General features: G+C 61.7%; 15 protein-coding genes. 7 read left to right on the plus strand and 8 right to left on the minus strand.

Annotated elements, in window-relative coordinates; translation table 11 throughout:
* The first annotated feature begins 243 nt into the window (after nucleotides 1-243).
* Nucleotides 244-1,905: an electron transfer flavoprotein-ubiquinone oxidoreductase gene (locus tag IM739_RS09065; protein WP_237370832.1), complete on the plus strand. Its 1,662-nt coding sequence runs from the start codon at nucleotides 244-246 to the stop codon at nucleotides 1,903-1,905.
* 224 nt (nucleotides 1,906-2,129) lie between these two features.
* On the plus strand, nucleotides 2,130-2,744 hold the full coding sequence (locus IM739_RS09070) for a L,D-transpeptidase (protein WP_237370833.1): 615 nt from the start codon (nucleotides 2,130-2,132) through the stop codon (nucleotides 2,742-2,744).
* A gap of 3 nt (nucleotides 2,745-2,747) precedes the next feature.
* Here the strand turns inward: IM739_RS09070 and IM739_RS09075 are convergent, their stop codons facing one another.
* On the minus strand, nucleotides 2,748-3,518 hold the full coding sequence (locus IM739_RS09075) for an AraC family transcriptional regulator (RefSeq protein WP_237370834.1): 771 nt from the start codon (nucleotides 3,516-3,518) through the stop codon (nucleotides 2,748-2,750).
* A 127-nt stretch (nucleotides 3,519-3,645) separates the two neighbouring features.
* Between IM739_RS09075 and IM739_RS09080 the strand changes: the two genes are divergently transcribed.
* Nucleotides 3,646-4,578 carry a DMT family transporter gene (locus IM739_RS09080; protein WP_237370835.1) on the plus strand — a complete coding sequence of 311 codons (933 nt, stop codon included), beginning with the start codon at nucleotides 3,646-3,648 and terminating at the stop codon, nucleotides 4,576-4,578.
* 37 nt (nucleotides 4,579-4,615) lie between these two features.
* Here IM739_RS09080 and IM739_RS09085 read toward each other — a convergent pair whose 3' ends face one another.
* Entirely contained in the window at nucleotides 4,616-5,842 is a 1,227-nt protein-coding gene (locus IM739_RS09085) for an MFS transporter (protein ID WP_237370836.1), read from the minus strand.
* 257 nt (nucleotides 5,843-6,099) lie between these two features.
* Between IM739_RS09085 and IM739_RS09090 the strand changes: the two genes are divergently transcribed.
* Nucleotides 6,100-7,005, plus strand: coding sequence for a diacylglycerol/lipid kinase family protein (locus IM739_RS09090; protein WP_237371023.1), 906 nt, complete (start codon nucleotides 6,100-6,102; stop codon nucleotides 7,003-7,005).
* Nucleotides 7,006-7,122: 117 nt separating this feature from the next.
* Here IM739_RS09090 and IM739_RS09095 read toward each other — a convergent pair whose 3' ends face one another.
* The 5 genes from IM739_RS09095 to IM739_RS09115 all read right to left on the minus strand — a co-directional run bounded on the left by IM739_RS09095 (nucleotide 7,123) and on the right by IM739_RS09115 (nucleotide 14,005).
* The gene (locus IM739_RS09095) at nucleotides 7,123-8,724 is read right to left on the minus strand and encodes an ABC transporter ATP-binding protein (protein WP_237370837.1); all 1,602 of its coding nucleotides are present in this window, start codon (nucleotides 8,722-8,724) and stop codon (nucleotides 7,123-7,125) included.
* Nucleotides 8,725-8,726: 2 nt separating this feature from the next.
* Nucleotides 8,727-9,857: an ABC transporter permease gene (locus tag IM739_RS09100; RefSeq protein ID WP_237370838.1), complete on the minus strand. Its 1,131-nt coding sequence runs from the start codon at nucleotides 9,855-9,857 to the stop codon at nucleotides 8,727-8,729.
* Nucleotides 9,850-10,773: an oligopeptide ABC transporter permease OppB gene (gene oppB, locus IM739_RS09105; protein ID WP_237370839.1), complete on the minus strand. Its 924-nt coding sequence runs from the start codon at nucleotides 10,771-10,773 to the stop codon at nucleotides 9,850-9,852. Before oppB ends, IM739_RS09100 begins: the two co-directional genes overlap by 8 nt.
* Before the next feature lie 59 nt (nucleotides 10,774-10,832).
* Nucleotides 10,833-12,428, minus strand: a complete 1,596-nt coding sequence (locus IM739_RS09110; protein ID WP_237370840.1) for a peptide ABC transporter substrate-binding protein — start codon at nucleotides 12,426-12,428, stop codon at nucleotides 10,833-10,835.
* Nucleotides 12,429-12,646: 218 nt separating this feature from the next.
* On the minus strand, nucleotides 12,647-14,005 hold the full coding sequence (locus IM739_RS09115) for a glutamine synthetase family protein (RefSeq protein ID WP_237370841.1): 1,359 nt from the start codon (nucleotides 14,003-14,005) through the stop codon (nucleotides 12,647-12,649).
* A 196-nt stretch (nucleotides 14,006-14,201) separates the two neighbouring features.
* On the opposite strand from IM739_RS09115, the gene IM739_RS09120 reads away from it, so the two are divergent.
* From IM739_RS09120 to IM739_RS09130, 3 genes are all read left to right on the plus strand, one after another.
* Nucleotides 14,202-15,575, plus strand: a complete 1,374-nt coding sequence (locus tag IM739_RS09120; protein ID WP_237370842.1) for an aspartate aminotransferase family protein — start codon at nucleotides 14,202-14,204, stop codon at nucleotides 15,573-15,575.
* Nucleotides 15,576-15,649: 74 nt separating this feature from the next.
* On the plus strand, nucleotides 15,650-15,862 hold the full coding sequence (locus IM739_RS09125; protein WP_237370843.1) for a ribbon-helix-helix domain-containing protein: 213 nt from the start codon (nucleotides 15,650-15,652) through the stop codon (nucleotides 15,860-15,862).
* A complete protein-coding gene (locus tag IM739_RS09130) occupies nucleotides 15,856-16,167 on the plus strand; it encodes a VapC toxin family PIN domain ribonuclease (RefSeq protein WP_237370844.1) in 312 nt (103 codons plus the stop codon). The genes IM739_RS09125 and IM739_RS09130 overlap by 7 nt, the downstream gene beginning before the upstream one ends.
* 75 nt (nucleotides 16,168-16,242) lie before the next feature.
* Here IM739_RS09130 and IM739_RS09135 read toward each other — a convergent pair whose 3' ends face one another.
* On the minus strand, nucleotides 16,243-17,019 hold the full coding sequence (locus IM739_RS09135; RefSeq protein ID WP_237370845.1) for an SDR family NAD(P)-dependent oxidoreductase: 777 nt from the start codon (nucleotides 17,017-17,019) through the stop codon (nucleotides 16,243-16,245).
* Between the last annotated feature and the right edge of the window lies 1 nt (nucleotide 17,020).

Genomic DNA, 17,020 nt, shown 5'->3' on the forward strand with positions numbered 1-17,020 from the left:
CGCTGCTTGGGGGAGGGCTGGCCGCCGGGCATTCTGCACATGGCGACAGCCCGAAACAGGGTAGGGGCACTCCCTATTTTGCCTCTGGCTACCTGATTGACGCTTACGTGCACGTCAGATATTCTCGTCCTTCACACCACCCTGCCGGAATTTGCGCCTGTGCGTGTCGCGCTTCGGCTCGACAATCAGGTTGGGTTTTGTCAAGGAGATAGGCGCAAAGAACCGCCGCGCGGAGGATTGACGATGAGCACTGAGATGGAACTGCCGGAACGCGAAAGCATGGAATTCGACGTGGTGATCGTCGGCGCGGGGCCAGCGGGCCTGTCTGCGGCGATCCGGCTGAAACAGGTCAATCCGGACCTGACCGTGGTCGTTCTGGAAAAGGGCGCCGAAGTCGGCGCGCATATCCTGTCGGGTGCCGTGGTCGATCCGATCGGCATCGACAAACTCTTGCCCGAATGGCGCAAAGAGGCCGACCATCCGTTCAAGACGCCGGTCACCGATGACCAGTTTCTGCTTCTCGGGCCTGCTGGCTCCATCCGCTTGCCCAATTTTGCCATGCCGCCGCTGATGAACAATCACGGCAATTACATCGTCTCGCTCGGCAATGTCTGTCGCTGGCTGGCCGGCCATGCCGAAGCGCTGGGCGTTGAAATCTATCCGGGCTTTGCTGCGACGGAAGTGCTTTACAACGACGAAGGTGCCGTCATCGGCGTGGCGACCGGCGACATGGGCATCGAGAAGAATGGCGAGCCGGGTCCGAACTTCACCCGTGGTATGGAACTGCTCGGCAAATATGTGCTGATCGGCGAGGGCGTGCGCGGATCGCTGGCCAAGCAGCTGATCGCCAAATTTGACCTTTCCCGCGACAGCGACGTCCAGAAATATGGTATCGGCCTGAAGGAACTCTGGCAGGTCAAGCCTGAGCACCACAAGCCGGGCCTCGTGCAGCACTCCTTCGGCTGGCCGCTCGGCATGAAGACCGGTGGCGGCTCCTTCCTCTATCACCTCGAGGACAACACGGTAGCGGTCGGTTTTGTCGTGCACCTCAACTACAAGAACCCCTATCTCTATCCTTTCGAGGAATTCCAGCGCTTCAAGACCCATCCGGCGATCGCCAAGACCTTCGAAGGGGCAAAGCGCCTGTCCTATGGCGCCCGTGCGATCACCGAAGGCGGCTATCAGTCGGTGCCGAAGCTGTCCTTCCCCGGCGGCGCGCTGATCGGCTGTTCCGCCGGCCTCGTCAATGTGCCGCGCATCAAGGGCAGCCACAATGCCGTGCTTTCGGGCATGCTCGCGGCCGACAAGATCGCCGATGCCATTGCCGCCGGCCGCGCCAATGACGAGCCGATCGAGATCGAAAACGAATGGCGCAAGACCGATATCGGCAAGGATCTGAAGCGCGTGCGCAACGTCAAGCCGCTGTGGTCGAAGTTCGGTACCGCACTCGGCGTAGCGCTCGGCGGCCTCGACATGTGGATCAACCAGATCTTCGGCACCTCGCCGTTTACGCTGAAGCATGGCAAGACCGACGCCCAGTCGCTGGAGCCCGCTGCAAAACACAAGCCGATCGCCTATCCGAAGCCGGATGGCGTCCTGACCTTCGACCGCCTGTCGTCGGTCTTCCTGTCCAACACCAATCATGAGGAGGACCAACCGGTCCACCTCAAGGTCAAGGACATGGACCTGCAGAAGCGTTCCGAACTCGGTATCTTTGCCGGTCCCTCGACCCGCTACTGTCCGGCCGGCGTCTACGAATGGGTCGAAAAGGATGGCGAAGACGTCTTCGTCATCAACGCGCAGAACTGCGTGCACTGCAAGACCTGTGACATCAAGGACCCCAACCAGAACATCACCTGGGTTCCGCCACAGGGCGGCGAGGGGCCGGTTTATCCAAATATGTAAGTGTCACGAAAGGGCCGCCAGTGTGCGGCCCTTCTTCGTATTGGGATGGCCCTGCATTTCAACAGAAGGCGTGGCACTGCGGCGCGTTGTCCAAGTAAATCCGCGCGCCATCCGCCACAATTATGACGCGGTTGTTAATCGCCTCATCCTCGATTTAACCAGGCATTAACCATAAATTTCCTAGGCTTCTCGGCAGAAGAATCATCTCCGAGGACGTTTGATCCATGACCATTTCCCGTCGCAGCCTGCTGATCGGCCTGCCGCTTCTCCTCGCCGGCTGCCAGTCCATGCCCAACCAGCAGGCGATGTATGGCGACGTCACGACCGAGCCCTTTCCGCTGAAAAAGGTACCGCTCGACAAGATCAAGCCGGAACTGCGCCGTCAGGAAGTGGCCTATGAGACGGCCCATTCTGCGGGCACGGTTGTCGTCGACACACCCGAGCGCCGCCTCTACTACGTTCTCGGCGATGGTCGTGCGATGCGCTACGGCATCGGCGTCGGCCGCAACGGTTATGCGCTGGCGGGCAATGCCTATATCGGCCGCAAGGCGGAATGGCCGACCTGGACGCCGACACCCAACATGATCCGCCGCGACCCGGAAAAGAACCTGAAATATGCCGGCGGCCTGCCGGGAGGCCCGAACAATCCGCTCGGCGCCCGCGCCATGTATCTCTATCGCGGCGGCAACGATACGCTGTTTCGCCTGCACGGCACCAACCAGCCATGGTCGATCGGCGAGGCAATGTCGTCGGGCTGCGTGCGCATGATGAACCACGACGTCATCGATCTGTATGCCCGCACCAAGGTCGGCGACAAGGTTGTCGTGCTGCAGGCCTGATCCCTATTGACGCTTGCGCATCTGTGACGGGCTGACGCCCGTCAGTCGGCGGAACATTGCGATAAAGGCGGAGGGGTTGCTGTAGCCCAGCCGCTCCGCCACCCCATGAACGCTTTCTCCCTCATCGAGCAGCGCAAGGGCGGTCAACAGCCGGAGCCGCTGGCGCCAGTCGTTGAACGACATGCCGAGCACCTCCTGGCAGCGGCGCGATAGCGTGCGTTCGGTGGTGCCGGCGCGGTTCGCCCATTCGGCAGCCGAGCGTTTGTCTCCCGGTTCCTGCTGCAACTGGCTGAGCATCGGGCCGAGCAGAATATCGTCGGTGGTCGGCAGATATTGTGCGAAACGGGGTGCTGCCCGCACCTGGTCGACGATCACCATCGCCAGTCGCAGATCGTCGGGCGTGCGCGGATGGCGGATGCCCCGCCGGGCGAAATCGGCGAGAATGGCTTTCAACAGGGCACTCAGATCCAGCGTGCATGGCTGCTGCGGCAGATCCGCGCAAAGCCCGGCCTCTATATGGGTCGTGACGTAAAGCACGTCCTGCGGGTTGATGGCATCGTGTTCGAAACCCGGCGGGATCCAGATGGCGTATTGGGGCGGTGACAGGAAGCGCACGCCTTCGATGTTGATCTGGGCGATGCCCTGCAGGGCGTAATTCAATTCGCCCCAGACCTGACGCTTGGCGGGAAATCCGCTGCCGCCCTGGTAGCGAACGGTGCGGAACGATATCGGTCGGGGTTGTTCGCCATCAATCCCTTCATGCGCATAGAGCATGGCCGTTCTCCGCAATCTTGTGTCCAAAATTCATTATATAACGAAATCAGGACGCCTGCTAGAGAAAGGGGCGACGATCGCAGCCATCAGGGTTTGCGGTCCTGAAGGTGAGGCACGCAGGATGACAATGGCAGCGCAGACGACCAGTCGGATGAGCCATGGCTTCGTTATGGCTCTGATCCCGCTGCTGACCATGTTGATATGGGCGGGCAATACCATCGTCACCAAGGCATCGGCCGGGTTGATCGAGCCGGCCTCGATCGCATTTTATCGCTGGCTGATTGCCCTCGTGCTGCTGACGCCTTTCGTCATGCGTGGTCTGTGGGCCAATCGCCGGCCGGCCCTGCGACACTGGTGGAAGCTGGCCGTGCTTGGAATGCTGGGCATGGTGATCTACCAGAGCCTCGCCTATGAGGCGGCCAAGACCACGACGGCGCTCAACATGGGGCTTCTGGCGGCACTGATGCCGCTGATTGCCATTTTCCTGGCTTCGGCTTTCGCCGGCGAGCGCCTAACCCGGTCGCGCATGCTGGGTGGGGCGTTGTCGCTGCTGGGGGTCGTTTATCTGATTTCCCACGGCGATCCGCTTCAGCTCCTGGCGGGCGGCCTTCATGTCGGTGACGCGCTGATGATCGTCGCCATCGTTGCCAATTCCTTCTATGGCGTTTTGCTCAGGCGCTGGGCACTGCCGCTGCCGATGTGGCAGCAGATCTGGTGCCAGATCGCCGTGGCCACGGCGTTCCTGTTGCCGCTCTGGCTGCTCAGCGACATCAGTCCGATCACGGCGGACAACCTGCCGCTGGTCCTGTTCGCCGCCATTCCGACATCGCTTCTGGCGCCGTTCTGCTGGATGATTGCCGTGCGCGAACTCGGCGCGGCACGCAGTGCGCTTTACATCAACCTGCTGCCGCTACTGGTGGCGGCGCTTGCATGGTTGCTGCTCGGCGAAACCTTGGCTCTTTTCCACCTGGTCGGTGGTGGCATGGCGCTGGTCGGTGTGGCGATCGGCATGCGAAGCCAGGCTTCCATACGTGTTTCAACCACCGGCGAAAGGCCCTGATCGGAAAAAGCCCGGGCCGGCTCGGCGAAGGAATGTCTCAGCTGCGTGCCGTCCGCTTATCCAGCCCGACGGAGATCAGGAACACCACCAGGCCGAGTGCCGACAGGACCGAGCCGACGAAGCCGGTTGCGCCATAGCCGTAGCCGGCTGCGATGACCACGCCGCCGAGCCAGGCGCCGAGCGCGTTGGCTATGTTGAAGGCCGAATGGTTGGACGCGGCGGCGAGCGTCTGGGCGTCAGCCGCCACATCCATCAACCGGGTCTGCACGGCCGGGCATGCGGCAAAGCCGCAGCCGGTCAGGAAGACGCAGACGCACAGCATGATCGGGTTATGAGCCGTCAGCGAAAAGACCGCCATCAGCACGACATTGAAGGCGAGCACGCCGCCGATGGTGCCGTTGAGGGAATAGTCGGCCATGCGCGAACCCACGACATTGCCGACATTCATGCCGATACCGAACAGCGCAAGCACGATGGCGACCATGGTGGTCGGCAGTCCGGCGGTGTCGGTCGTCGTCTTGGCGATATAGCTGAAGATCGCGAACATGCCGCCGAAACCGATTGCCGCCACGGCGAGCGAAAGCCAGACCTGCAGGCGCCCGAAGGCGCTGAGTTCACGGCGGATGCTGGCACCTTCGGCAACCTCGTCCTTCGGCAGATAGATCGCAATCAGCGCAACCGTCAGGCCGCCGATTGCAGCCACCATGAAGAACGCAGCCCGCCAGCTCATCAACTGGCCGAGGAAGGTCGCTATCGGCGTGCCGATGAGGGTGGCAATGGTCAGGCCGAGCATCACGCGGCCGACCGCGCGAACCCGCTTGTGTGGCGGAGCCATCGAAGCGGCCACCAGGGCCGCGACACCGAAATAGGCGCCATGCGGCAGGCCGGTGATGAAGCGCAAGGCGGTGAAGGAGAGGAAGCCGGGCGCCATGGCGCTGGCGAAATTGCCGATGGCAAACAGGCTCATCAGCAGCAGAAGCAGGGTCTTGCGCGGCAGCTTGGCCGCAAGCGCTGCGATGATCGGTGCACCGATGACCACGCCGAGTGCATAGGCACTGATGACATTGCCGGCATCCGGTACGCTGACCTGATAGGTGGTGGCGACCTCCGGCAGAAGGCCCATGATGACAAATTCGCCGGTGCCGATACCGAAGCCGCCGGCAGCCAGTGCAATTTCGATCAGCAGGACGGTGGCGGGCGATAGCTGGGCCGGATCGATCCGGCGGTCAACGAGGGAACGGTCGGCGGTCGTGCAGTCGGTCATCAAAACACCACGGGGCGCCGGCTGGGAGCGACGGCGCGTAGAGCTTCAGCAGAAGCAGGGAATGGAAGGCGGTCCTTGATGGACCGAAGCAAAGGCAGAATTGTTATTTATCATATCATTGTGCGCTGCGGCAAAGGCTTTTGTCCACGCCCTTGAATTTTAGCGCTTCGGACGCGATCTGTTGCGATAAGGAAACAATTGACGAAATGGCGCGTTGTCGCAAGCTGCGGCGCATGTTGGCACTGCGAAAGGACGAGATGAAGATCACGGCTGTACTCAATCGCGACGGTGGTACCTTCAAGACCACCGACATGCAGGCCTATTGCGCCAGCGCCGTCAAGGCGTTCGCGGCCAAGGGGCATGATCTCGATTGCGCCGTGGTCGGCGGCGACGAGGTCGTTTCGGCGCTCGAAAAAGCCAGCATTTCCGGTGCGGATGCGCTGGTGGCGGGTGGCGGCGACGGCACGATTTCGGCCGCGGCGGGCGTCGCCTGGAAAGCCGGACTGCCGCTTGGCGTGGTTCCGGCCGGCACGATGAACCTGTTTGCCCGCTCGCTGAAACTGCCGCTGGATATCTGGAAGGTGCTCGACACGCTGGCCGATGCGCAGGTCCAGTCCGTCGACATCGCAACGGCCAATGGCCGTCCCTATGTGCACCAGTTTTCAGCTGGCCTTCACGCGCGCATGGTGCGCATGCGCAATTCGATGAATTTCGCCTCCAAGCTCGGCAAGATGCGCGCCAGCACCAATGCCGCCTTCGGCGTGATGCTGGATCCACCGCGTTTCGAGGTGATCTTCGACATCGACGGCGACGGCCGCAGCGACGAACGGCCGGTCTCGGCCATTTCGGTGTCCAACAACCCGCTGGGCAACAATGCACTGTTCTTCGCCGATGACCTGACCACCGGCAAGCTTGGCGTCTATCTCGCCGATCCACTCGAGCCGACGGGCGTGTTTTCGCTGGCTTTCGATATCATGCGTGGGCGCTTCACGGACAATCAGGCGGTGACCGCCTCGACTGCCAAGGTACTGCGCCTGCATTTCCCCAAGCATCGTCAGGGGGCAGCCTGTGTTGTCGACGGTGAACTGCTGCGCATGCCGCGCGATGTCGAGATCAAGATCCACGCCGGCGAGTTGAAGGTGCTGGTTCCGGCGACGGCGTAGACGAGTTTTCATGTGCCAGTCCGATAACCTCTCCTCTGCCTTGACCGATATCTCCCCCTTGAGGGTGAGATATCGGTGTCGCCGACAGAGGGGGATACCCTTCGGGCAGGCAGTTTGCTATGCGAACGCGGCTGCGATCAGCGTCTTGGTATAGTCCTCTGCTGGCCGCTCGAAGATGGCTTCCGTATCGCCCTGCTCGACGATCTTGCCGTTCTTCATCACCACCACATGGTCTGACATCGCCCGGACCACTGACAGGTCATGGCTGATGAAGACATAGGACAGGCCGTGCTTGGCCTGCAGGTCACGCAGCAGTTCGATGACCTGCAACTGAACCGATCGGTCGAGCGCGGAGGTCGGCTCGTCGAGCACGATGACCTTCGGTTTCAGGATGATCGAACGGGCGATGGCGATGCGTTGACGCTGGCCGCCGGAGAACTCGTGCGGATAGCGGTTGCGGGCTGCCGGATCGAGGCCCACTTCACTGAGGGCGGCGATTGCCCGCTTGTCGCGGTCTGCCTTGGTCAGTTGCGGCTCATGCACATAGAGGCCTTCGGTGATGATCTCGCCGACGGTCTGGCGTGGCGAAAGGGAGCCGTAGGGGTCCTGGAACACCAGCTGCATCTGCCGGCGATAGGGCCGCATCTGGCTGCGGTCGAGCAGCGAGATATCCGTCGTCTCGAAGCGGTAGCGACCGTCCGACGCCAGCAGGCGCAGCAGTGCGCGACCGAGCGTCGACTTGCCCGAACCCGATTCTCCCACCACGCCGATGGTCTGGCCCTGGCGCAGCGTCAGGCTGACATTGTCGACGGCACGGAACGTCTTCGTGCCCTTGAACAGCAGTCCGCCGCCAATGTTGAAATCGACGACCACGTTGCGGCCCTCGAGCATGATCGGCGCGTCATCGGCGGGCGGTGCCTTGGTGCCATGCGGCTCGGCCGCCAGCAGCATCTTGGTATAGTCCGCCGTCGGTCGTTCGAAGATGTCCTCGCGCGAGCCCTGTTCGACGACCTCGCCGCGCCGCATCACGACGACGCGGTCGGCGACATGCTTGACCACGCCGAGATCATGGGTGATCAGCACGATCGCCATGCCGAAACGCTTCTGCAGGTCGGCGAGCAGGTCGAGGATCTGCGCCTGGATGGTAACGTCCAGCGCCGTGGTCGGCTCGTCGGCAATCAGCACGTCCGGCTCGTTAGCAAGTGCCATGGCGATCATCACGCGCTGGCGCTGGCCGCCGGAAAGCTCGTGCGGATAACTGTCGATGCGCCGGTTCGGGTCTGGAATACCGACCAGGTTGAGCAATTCGAGCACGCGTTCGCGCGCCTGTCGCTTGCCCATGCCGCGGTGGTAGCGCAGCGGCTCGGCGATCTGCCTGCCGATCGTGTAGAGCGGATCGAGCGAGGTCATCGGCTCCTGGAAGATCATGGTGATCTTCGAGCCGCGCACCTCGTTCAGTTCCTTCAGTCCGGCATGGGCAAGATCGGTCGCGCCGTAAAACGCCGAACCTTCGACCCGTCCGTTCGATGCCAGCAGCCCCATGATGCCCATCATCGTCTGGCTCTTGCCGGAACCGGATTCGCCGACGATGGCAAGGGTTTCGCCTTTCTTCACGTCGAAGGTGACACCCTTCACCGCCTGCACCTCGCCGTCCGGCGTGGTGAAGGTGACCTTGAGGTCCCTAACGGCAAGCACGTTGTTCATCTCTGTCTTGTCCATGCTTATCGGTCCTTCGGATCAAGCGCATCGCGCAGGCCGTCGCCAACGAAGTTGAGGGCAAACAGCGTGATGACGAAGAAGATCGCCGGGAAGATCAGGAGCCAGGGCGCACTCTGCATGTTCTTCGTGCCCTCCGAGATCAGCGTGCCCCAGCTGGCGAGCGGCGCCTGGACGCCGAGGCCGAGGAAGGACAGGAAGCTCTCGGTCAGGATCACCTGCGGCACCACGACGGTGACGAAGACGATGACCGGTCCGACCGTGTTCGGGATGATGTGACGGCGGATGATCTGCCAGTCGGTGAGGCCGAGCGCCTGGGCTGCGCCGACGAATTCGCGGCGCTTCAGGGACAGGGTCTGGCCGCGCACGATGCGGGCCATTTCCAGCCATTGCACCGCGCCGATGACGGCAAAGATCAAGACGATCGAGCGGCCGAAGAACACCACCAGCACGACGACGAGGAAGACGAAGGGCAGCGAATAGATGATCTCGACGAGACGCATCATCACGTTGTCGACCCGCCCGCCGATATAGCCGGAGGTCGCGCCATAGATGACGCCGATCCCGAGCGATACCAGCGAGGCGGCAAGGCCGACGGCGATCGAGATCTGGCCGCCGAGCATGACGCGCACCAGAAGGTCGCGGCCGTTGCTGTCGGTGCCGAAGAGGAAATACTGCTGGTCGACCGAGCCGGTCAGGGTCATCGACAGCTCATCAGCGGAGGTTTCGGCGACGGTGGTGTTCTTGAATTCGTTGACCCGGTCGAAATAGCGCACGGAGCGCGGATCGATCGGACGTGCCGAGGTCACCTTGGCGGTGAACACGCCACTCTCGATCTCGAAGCTTTCCAGTGTCAGGCGCGCGCGCTTGGCGGTGCTTTCGGCAACCTCGGCCAGTGTCTGCGGATCCGGCCGTGGCGTCAGGCTCGGCGGGATGGAGACATAGGACGGGAAGACCTGGTCATAGCTATGCGGCGAGACGAGCGGGCCGGCAAACGAGAACAGGCAGATCAGCAGCAGCACGACGCAGCCGGCCATGGCCGCCTTGTTGCGCCGGAAGCGCATCTTGGCCAGCTGCCCGAGGCTGCGGCCTTCGACGACAGGCGCATGAGATGTTGTCGTTGTTGTATCAGTCATGGCGGACCCTCGGATCGAGCAGGCCATAGGCGATGTCGACCAGCAGGTTGAAGACGATCACGAACAGCGCGACGAGAATGACGGTGCCCATGACCAGAGGATAATCGCGGTTGAGCGCGCCGAGCACGAAGTAGCGACCGACGCCGGGAATGGTGAAGATGCTTTCGACCACGGCGGAACCGGTGAGCAGGGCGGCGGCGCACGGGGCCAGATAAGAGACCACCGGCAGCATGGCACCGCGCAGCGCGTGGGTGATGACCACCACCCGCGACGGCAGGCCATAAGCCTTGGCGGTGCGGATATGGTCGGTATGCAGGGCCTCGATCATCGAGCCGCGTGTGAGGCGCGCAAACACGGCGAGCTGCGGAAGCGCAAGCGCCGTCATCGGCAGGATCAGGTTGCGGGCCGAACCGTCACCCCAGCCACCGGCCGGCAGCCAGGACAGCATCACGGCAAAGATCAGCGTCAGCACGGGGCCGACGACGAAATTGGGCACGGTGACGCCAACGGTGGCAAAGGCCATCAGGCCGAAATCGAGCGCGCTGTTCTGGCGAAGGGCGGCAATGGTGCCGAGTGTCACGCCGCCGATCAGGGCGATCAGGATGGCGTAGAGCCCGAGTTCTACCGAATAGGGCAGGGCCTTGCCGATCAGCTCGGAAACCGTGTTGTCCTTGTAGATGAAACTTGGCCCGAAATCGCCGGTCGCGGCATTGCCGAGATAGTTGACATATTGGCGCCACAGCGGCTGGTCGAGCTTGTAGGTGGCCATGATGTTGGCCATGGTTTGCGGCGGAAGCGGGCGTTCGAGATTGAACGGACCACCCGGCGCAAAACGCATCAGGAAGAACGAGATCGTCACGACGACGAACACCGTGGGCACGGCGCTCAGAAGTCGGCGCAGGACAAATGAGATCATGGTGAAAAAAGATGACGCGCGACAGCCATCATGCTGCCGCGCGTCATTCCCTATGTTCGTTATTCGGAAACGCTGAGGAACTTCGACAGGTGTTCGTTCACCGGATTGTCGCCCCAGCCCGAAACGCGCGAGGAAACCAGCCACAGGTTGGCGGTGTTCATCAGCGGCGCAATCGGCTGATCGTTCATCAGAACGCCTTCAGCCTTCTTCAGCTCGTCCATGCGCTTGGCCGGATCGGCTTCCTCGTAGGACTTCTTCATCAGCGCATCGAATTCCTCGTTCTTGTACTTGCCGTAGTTGAACGTGGTGTTGGTGCTGACGTTGAGGGCGAGGAAGTTTTCCGGATCGGCGTAGTCGGCGTTCCAGCCGGCGCGCGCCACGTTGAACTTGCCGCCTTCCTGCAGGTATGCGTAGTGCGAGGCCACGTCGAGATTGACCAGCGACACCTTGGCGCCAAAGGTGTTCTTCCACATGTCGGCGACGGCGGTTGCGACGCGTTCGTGGTTGGCGTTGGTGTTGTAGCGGATCTCGATTTCCAGCGGCTTGCCGCCTTCACCGTAACCGGCAGCCTTCATCAGCTCGACAGCCTTGTCTTCGCGGTCGATCTGCGACAGCGTCGCGAAGTCCGGCTGCGGACCCTGGCCATAACCTTCGAGGCCCGGCGGTACGAGGTTGTAGGCTGGAAGCTGGGCGCCGGCATAGATTTCCTGGGCCAGGAAGTCGCGGTCGACAGCCATCGAAAGCGCCCGGCGCACATTGACGTCGTTATAAGGCGGCTCGCGGTTGTCGAAGACGTAGTAGTAGGTGGCGAGACCCGGCGTCACGTGCACCTGGTCGTTATAACTTTCGCGCAGGCGCTTGATCTGGTCTGCCGAGAAATTGTAGACGAGGTCGAGTTCCTTGGCTTCGAAGCGGCGAACCGAAGCGGCATCGTCGTCGATCGGGTAGAAGATCACCTTGTCGAGCTTGACGTTGGCCGCATCCCAGTACTTTTCGTTCTTCACCACGGTCAGCGTGTCGTTCGGGACATGTGCCTGAAGCAGGAAGGCGCCATTGGTGACCATGTTGCCCGGCTTGACGAACTGGTCGCCGAACTTCTCGAAATTGGCCTTGCTGATCGGCAGCGCGGTATAGTGCGCGAGCAGCTGCAGGAAGAACGGGGTCGGGCGCTCAAGCGTGATCTCGACGGTCTTGGCGTCGATCGCCTTGATGCCCAGCTGGTCGATCGGCACTTCGCCCTTGTTGGCCTTTTCGGCGTTCTTGATCGGATAAAGGATGTTGGCGTATTCAGCGGCGGTCTTGGGATCTTCGAGGCGGCGCATTGCAAAGACGAAGTCTTCAGCCGTGACCGGCGAGCCATCCGACCAGTTTGCATTTTCGCGGATCTTGAAGGTGTAGACCGTGCCGTCGTCGGACACCGTCCAGCTTTCGGCCGTGCCCGGAATGATCTCGCCCTTGGCGTCGAAAATCGTCAGGCCTTCGAACAGGTCGCGGACGACGAAGCCTTCGATGTCGATCGAAATATGGGCATAGTCGAGTGTCTGCGGTTCGCCGGCATTGCCGCGATGCAGGACGGCTTCGGCAAATGCCGGAGCTGCACCCATGAGCATGGTACCGAACAGCAGTGAGGTCGCCAATTTTTGAATTTTTGTCATTTTGTTCTCCCCTTTCAGGCGTGATGGAAGGCCGAAACAGACGAGAAAAAGACATGAAATACAAGAGGCCAAATTTAGTGCACGCGCCGGAATTGATCGAAGTCGGTGCAAACGCACGATTTCAAACGGAAATTTGATTCTGGCGCAATCAATGCAAAGATTGCGTCGCAATCACGACATTTTTAGTTGTCCGATAAAATTGGTATTGTTGATATCTGCTAGAGCCGCGCGAGATATGTCTGATAGTCGAAGCTGGAAACGGTGCGCAGATAGGCAATTGCCTCCTTGCGCTTCGTGTCGCCATAGAGCTTCTGGTAACCCGCACCGAAGACGTCGGCGATGAACGGCGAATGGCGGAAACGATCGACCGCGGTCAGGAAATCATGCGTCAGCATGGCCGGATTTTCCGGTGCGCTGGTCGGCGTGGTGACCGGGCCGGGATCGAGATCCTCGTCGAGGCCGAGCAGCATGCCGCCGAGAATGGCGGCGAGCAGCAGATGCGGATTGGCGTCGGCGCCGGCAACGCGGTGTTCGACACGGGCGGCAGGGCCATCCTTGTCTGGAATGCGCACGGCGGTGCCGCGATTGCCGAAGCCCCAGTCGACCTTGTCGGGCGCAAACGAACCCGGCTGGAAGCGGCGATAGGAATTGGCCAGCGGCGCAAAGATCAGCTGGGCGTCCTGCATGGTCTTCAGCATGCCAGCCGTCACCGAGCGCAGCTTCACCGGATCGCCGCCCTTGGCGTCAAGGATATTCCGGCCGTCCCTGTCGATGATCGAGGCGTGCACATGCAGGCCGGATCCGGCCTGGTCGCCATAGGGCTTGGCCATGCAGGTCGAGCGCAGGCCGAGGCGACGGGCGGCGAAATCGACGACGCGCTTCAGGTAGATGCAGTCGTCGGCTGCGGCCAGCGCGTCGGGCTTGTGCAGCAGGTTGACCTCGAACTGGCCCGGGCCGAATTCGGCGGTCGTCGCATCGGCCGGCAGGCCCATGTCGTCGCAGTAACGGCGGATGATCGAAAGATAGTCCTCCATCGCCGCCGTCGCGCTCATGTCATAGAGCTGGAAGCCGTTCGGCTCGCCGCGATAGGTCAGCGCCTTCGGCGGCGTCGGCTTGCCGGTTTCGCGCCAGTCGTCTTCGATGACATAGAATTCGAGTTCGGTGGCGACCACCGGCGTCAGGCCGCGCTCCTCGTAGCGTTTCAGCACCTTGGCGAGGATGGCGCGCGGGCAGATGAAATGCGGCTCGCCCTCCAGCGTGTGCATGGTGGCAAGCACCTGCTTGGAGCCCGCCGGTCCCCAGGGCAGGGAGGTGAGCGATGTCTTGTCCGGCACGCAGATGCCGTCAGGGTCGCCAAGCGTCAGCGACAGGCCGGTAATGTCGTCATTGTCGTCGCCCCAGATGTCGAGCGATTGGGTCGAGGCCGGCAGCCGCACGGTATTCTTCCAGACCTTCTCCTCGGCGCCGATCGGGATCATCTTGCCGCGCAGGTCGCCATTCATGCCGACAAGCAGCACTTCGATGCGTGCGGAAGCATCAGGTGTATTCAGGTCGGCGGCCTCGGTCTGTGCGGTCATGCGGAAGGACTTTCATGGGCTCGATGGGCACGTTTCTGGCTGAAGGAACGAGGCACGCGGTGCCTTGCCAAACGCGTTTTGGAAGGTCATGTTCGTAGCCGATAAAGTTCCGCCTTTCAATGCGGAGGCAGGCGCCAGACCGGACCAAGATTGGCCGGGCGAGCGGTCCCATCGCCTCCGGCAAGGATCAGAAACCATGAACAAGATTGCCTCCACCGCTTCCAATCTCGGTGCCATTGATGCCGCCCACCACCTGCATCCCTTCTCCAACATGAAGAAGCTGAATGCCGAAGGCACCAAGATCATCAACCGTGCGGATGGTGTGCATATCTGGGATTCCACCGGCAAGAAGTATCTCGACGCCTTTGCCGGCCTCTGGTGTGTCAATGTCGGCTACGGCCGCAAGTCGATCGCCGACGCGGCTTATGCGCAGATGCAGGAGCTTCCCTATTACAACACCTTCTTCGGCACGACGACGCCACCGACAACGCTGCTGGCTCAGAAGGTGGCGGAAAAGGCCGGTCCGACGCTCAACCACGTCTTTTTCTCCAATTCCGGCTCTGAAGCCTCCGATACCTGGTTCCGCATCGTGCGCGTCTACTGGAAAGCGCTTGGGCACGAGACCAAGACGCAGGTCATCGCCCGCAAGAATGGCTATCACGGCTCGACCGTTGCCGGCGCTTCGCTCGGCGGCATGAAGTGGATGCACGAACAGGGCAACCTGCCGATCGAGGGTATCCATCATATCAACCAGCCCTATTGGTATGCCGAGGGCGGCGACATGACGCCGGAGGACTTCGGCCTGAAGGTGGCGCGGGAGCTGGAAGACAAGATCATCGAACTGGGCGAGGAGAATGTCGCGGCCTTCGTGGCCGAGCCGATCCAGGGAGCCGGCGGCGTCATCGTTCCGCCGTCGACCTATTGGCCGGAGATCAAGCGCATCTGCGCCAAGTACAAGATCCTGCTGGTGGCGGATGAAGTCATCTGCGGTTTCGGCCGTCTCGGCACATGGTTCGGCCATCAATATTTCGGCTTCGAGCCGGATCTGGCCCCGATCGCCAAGGGCCTGTCGTCCGGCTATTTGCCGATCGGCGGCGTGCTGGTCTCCGACCGCGTCGCCCAGGTGATGATGGACGAGGTCGGCGATTTTTATCACGGCTATACCTATTCGGGGCATCCGGTGGCGGCAGCCGCAGCGCTTGAGAATATCCGCATCATCGAGGAGGAGGGGCTGGTCGAGCGCGTGCGTGACGATATCGGTCCCTATCTTGCCGAGGCTCTGGCTTCGCTTGCCGACCACGACATGGTCGGTGAGGCGGTCAGTGTCGGACTGATGGGCGCCGTGCAGATTACCGCCGACAAGGCCACCCGCCAGCGTTTCAAGAAACCCGATGATACCGGCGCGTCTGTCCGCAACCAGTGTGTCAATGCCGGCGTGGTGTTGCGCGCCACCGGGGACCGCATGCTGTTTTCGCCGCCACTGATCATCTCTCGCTCCGAGGTCGACCAGGCGGTCGGAGCCCTGCGCGACGGGCTGGACTGGCTGAAGGACAATCGCGGCGAGGGATGAGGCGTTCATTGGTGCTGCCGCGGGAGAAATTCTCAGTGGCGTGATAGGCTTCGATCCTATCATTTGGAGCACTCATGCGCACCTTGGTCGATATTCCGGAAACACAAATAGAAGCCCTGGACAAGCTTGCTGCCCAGAAGCAGGTCTCCCGTGCTGATCTCATCAGGGAGGCTGTGGGCGATTTGCTGGATCGGCAGAAAGACGATGCTGTCCGCAACGGTTTCGGGCTTTGGGGCAATACGGAGGATGGGCTGTCGATACAGCGCCGACTTCGCTCCGAATGGTGAAAGTCCTTTTCGATACCAATATCGTAATTGATATCCTCAACGGCTTCCCTGAGGCGTTGGAGGTCGTGAATACTTATCCAGAGCCGGCGATCAGCATAATCACCTGGATCGAGGTCATGGTCGGGGCTCCGGCAAGTTTTGGCGACGCCACACGCGCATTTCTCAAAGGTTTCGACGTGATTGGTTTGTCGCAGGATGTTGCTGACGAGGCGGTTACGGTGCGGCAAAACCATCGGCTGAAACTACCCCGATGCCATGATATGGGCATCGGCAAGGGCGAATGGTCTCTTGTTGTTAACTCGTGATACCAAGGGCTTTCCGCGTCAGCATCTCGACATCAGAGTGCCATATGAACTCTGATGTCGAACTAGGCAGGTCCATCACGGCATGAACTGACCGCCGTTCACGTCGATTGTCTGGCCGGTGATGTAGCCCGACAGCATGTCCGAGGCGAGGAAGAGATAGGCGCCGACGCAATCGTCGGACGTGCCCGCCCGTTTCAGCGGTACGGCAGATGCCACCTGCTCGGCCTGGCCGGGCAGCGCATAGTTGTCCTGGAACGGGGTTGCGATGAAGCCCGGCGCCACGGCATTGACGCGTATGCCGTATTTGCCGAATTCCAGCGCCATGCCCTTGGTGACCGCGCCGACAAAGGCCTTGGACGAGCCATAGACGCCTGACCCGGCGGTGCCGCCGGTTCGAGCCGCAACCGAAGTGGTGTTGATGATGAAGCCGCCGTGTTTCTTCAGGTGCGGCAGTGCGGAATGGCTGGTCGAGATGACCGAGCGGGCATTGACGTCCATCACCCTGTCGTAGTGCGCGTCCGTCATGTCCTCATAGGCCACGCGGGCAATCATGCTGCCGGCATTGTTGACCAGGCCGTCGAGCCGGCCAAACGCCTGTGCCACCTGGTCGACCGCCGTCGCCATCTCGGCAGAGTTCGTCGCATCGGCCTTGATGGCAATGACCTTGCCGCCGGACGCCGTGATTTCGCCGGCGATCGCTTCTGCAGCCTCGGCCTTGGAATTGTAGTGCAGGCCGACCAGAGCCCCCTGGGCGGCAAAGGCGCGTGCCAGCGCTGCACCGATACCACTCGAGGCACCGGTGATAAGCACGGCTTTGCCGGAAATGTCTGGAATGGTGAGGTGATCGGTCATG

Source organism: Rhizobium sp. SL42 (assembly GCF_021729845.1).
Lineage (GTDB): Bacteria > Pseudomonadota > Alphaproteobacteria > Rhizobiales > Rhizobiaceae > Allorhizobium.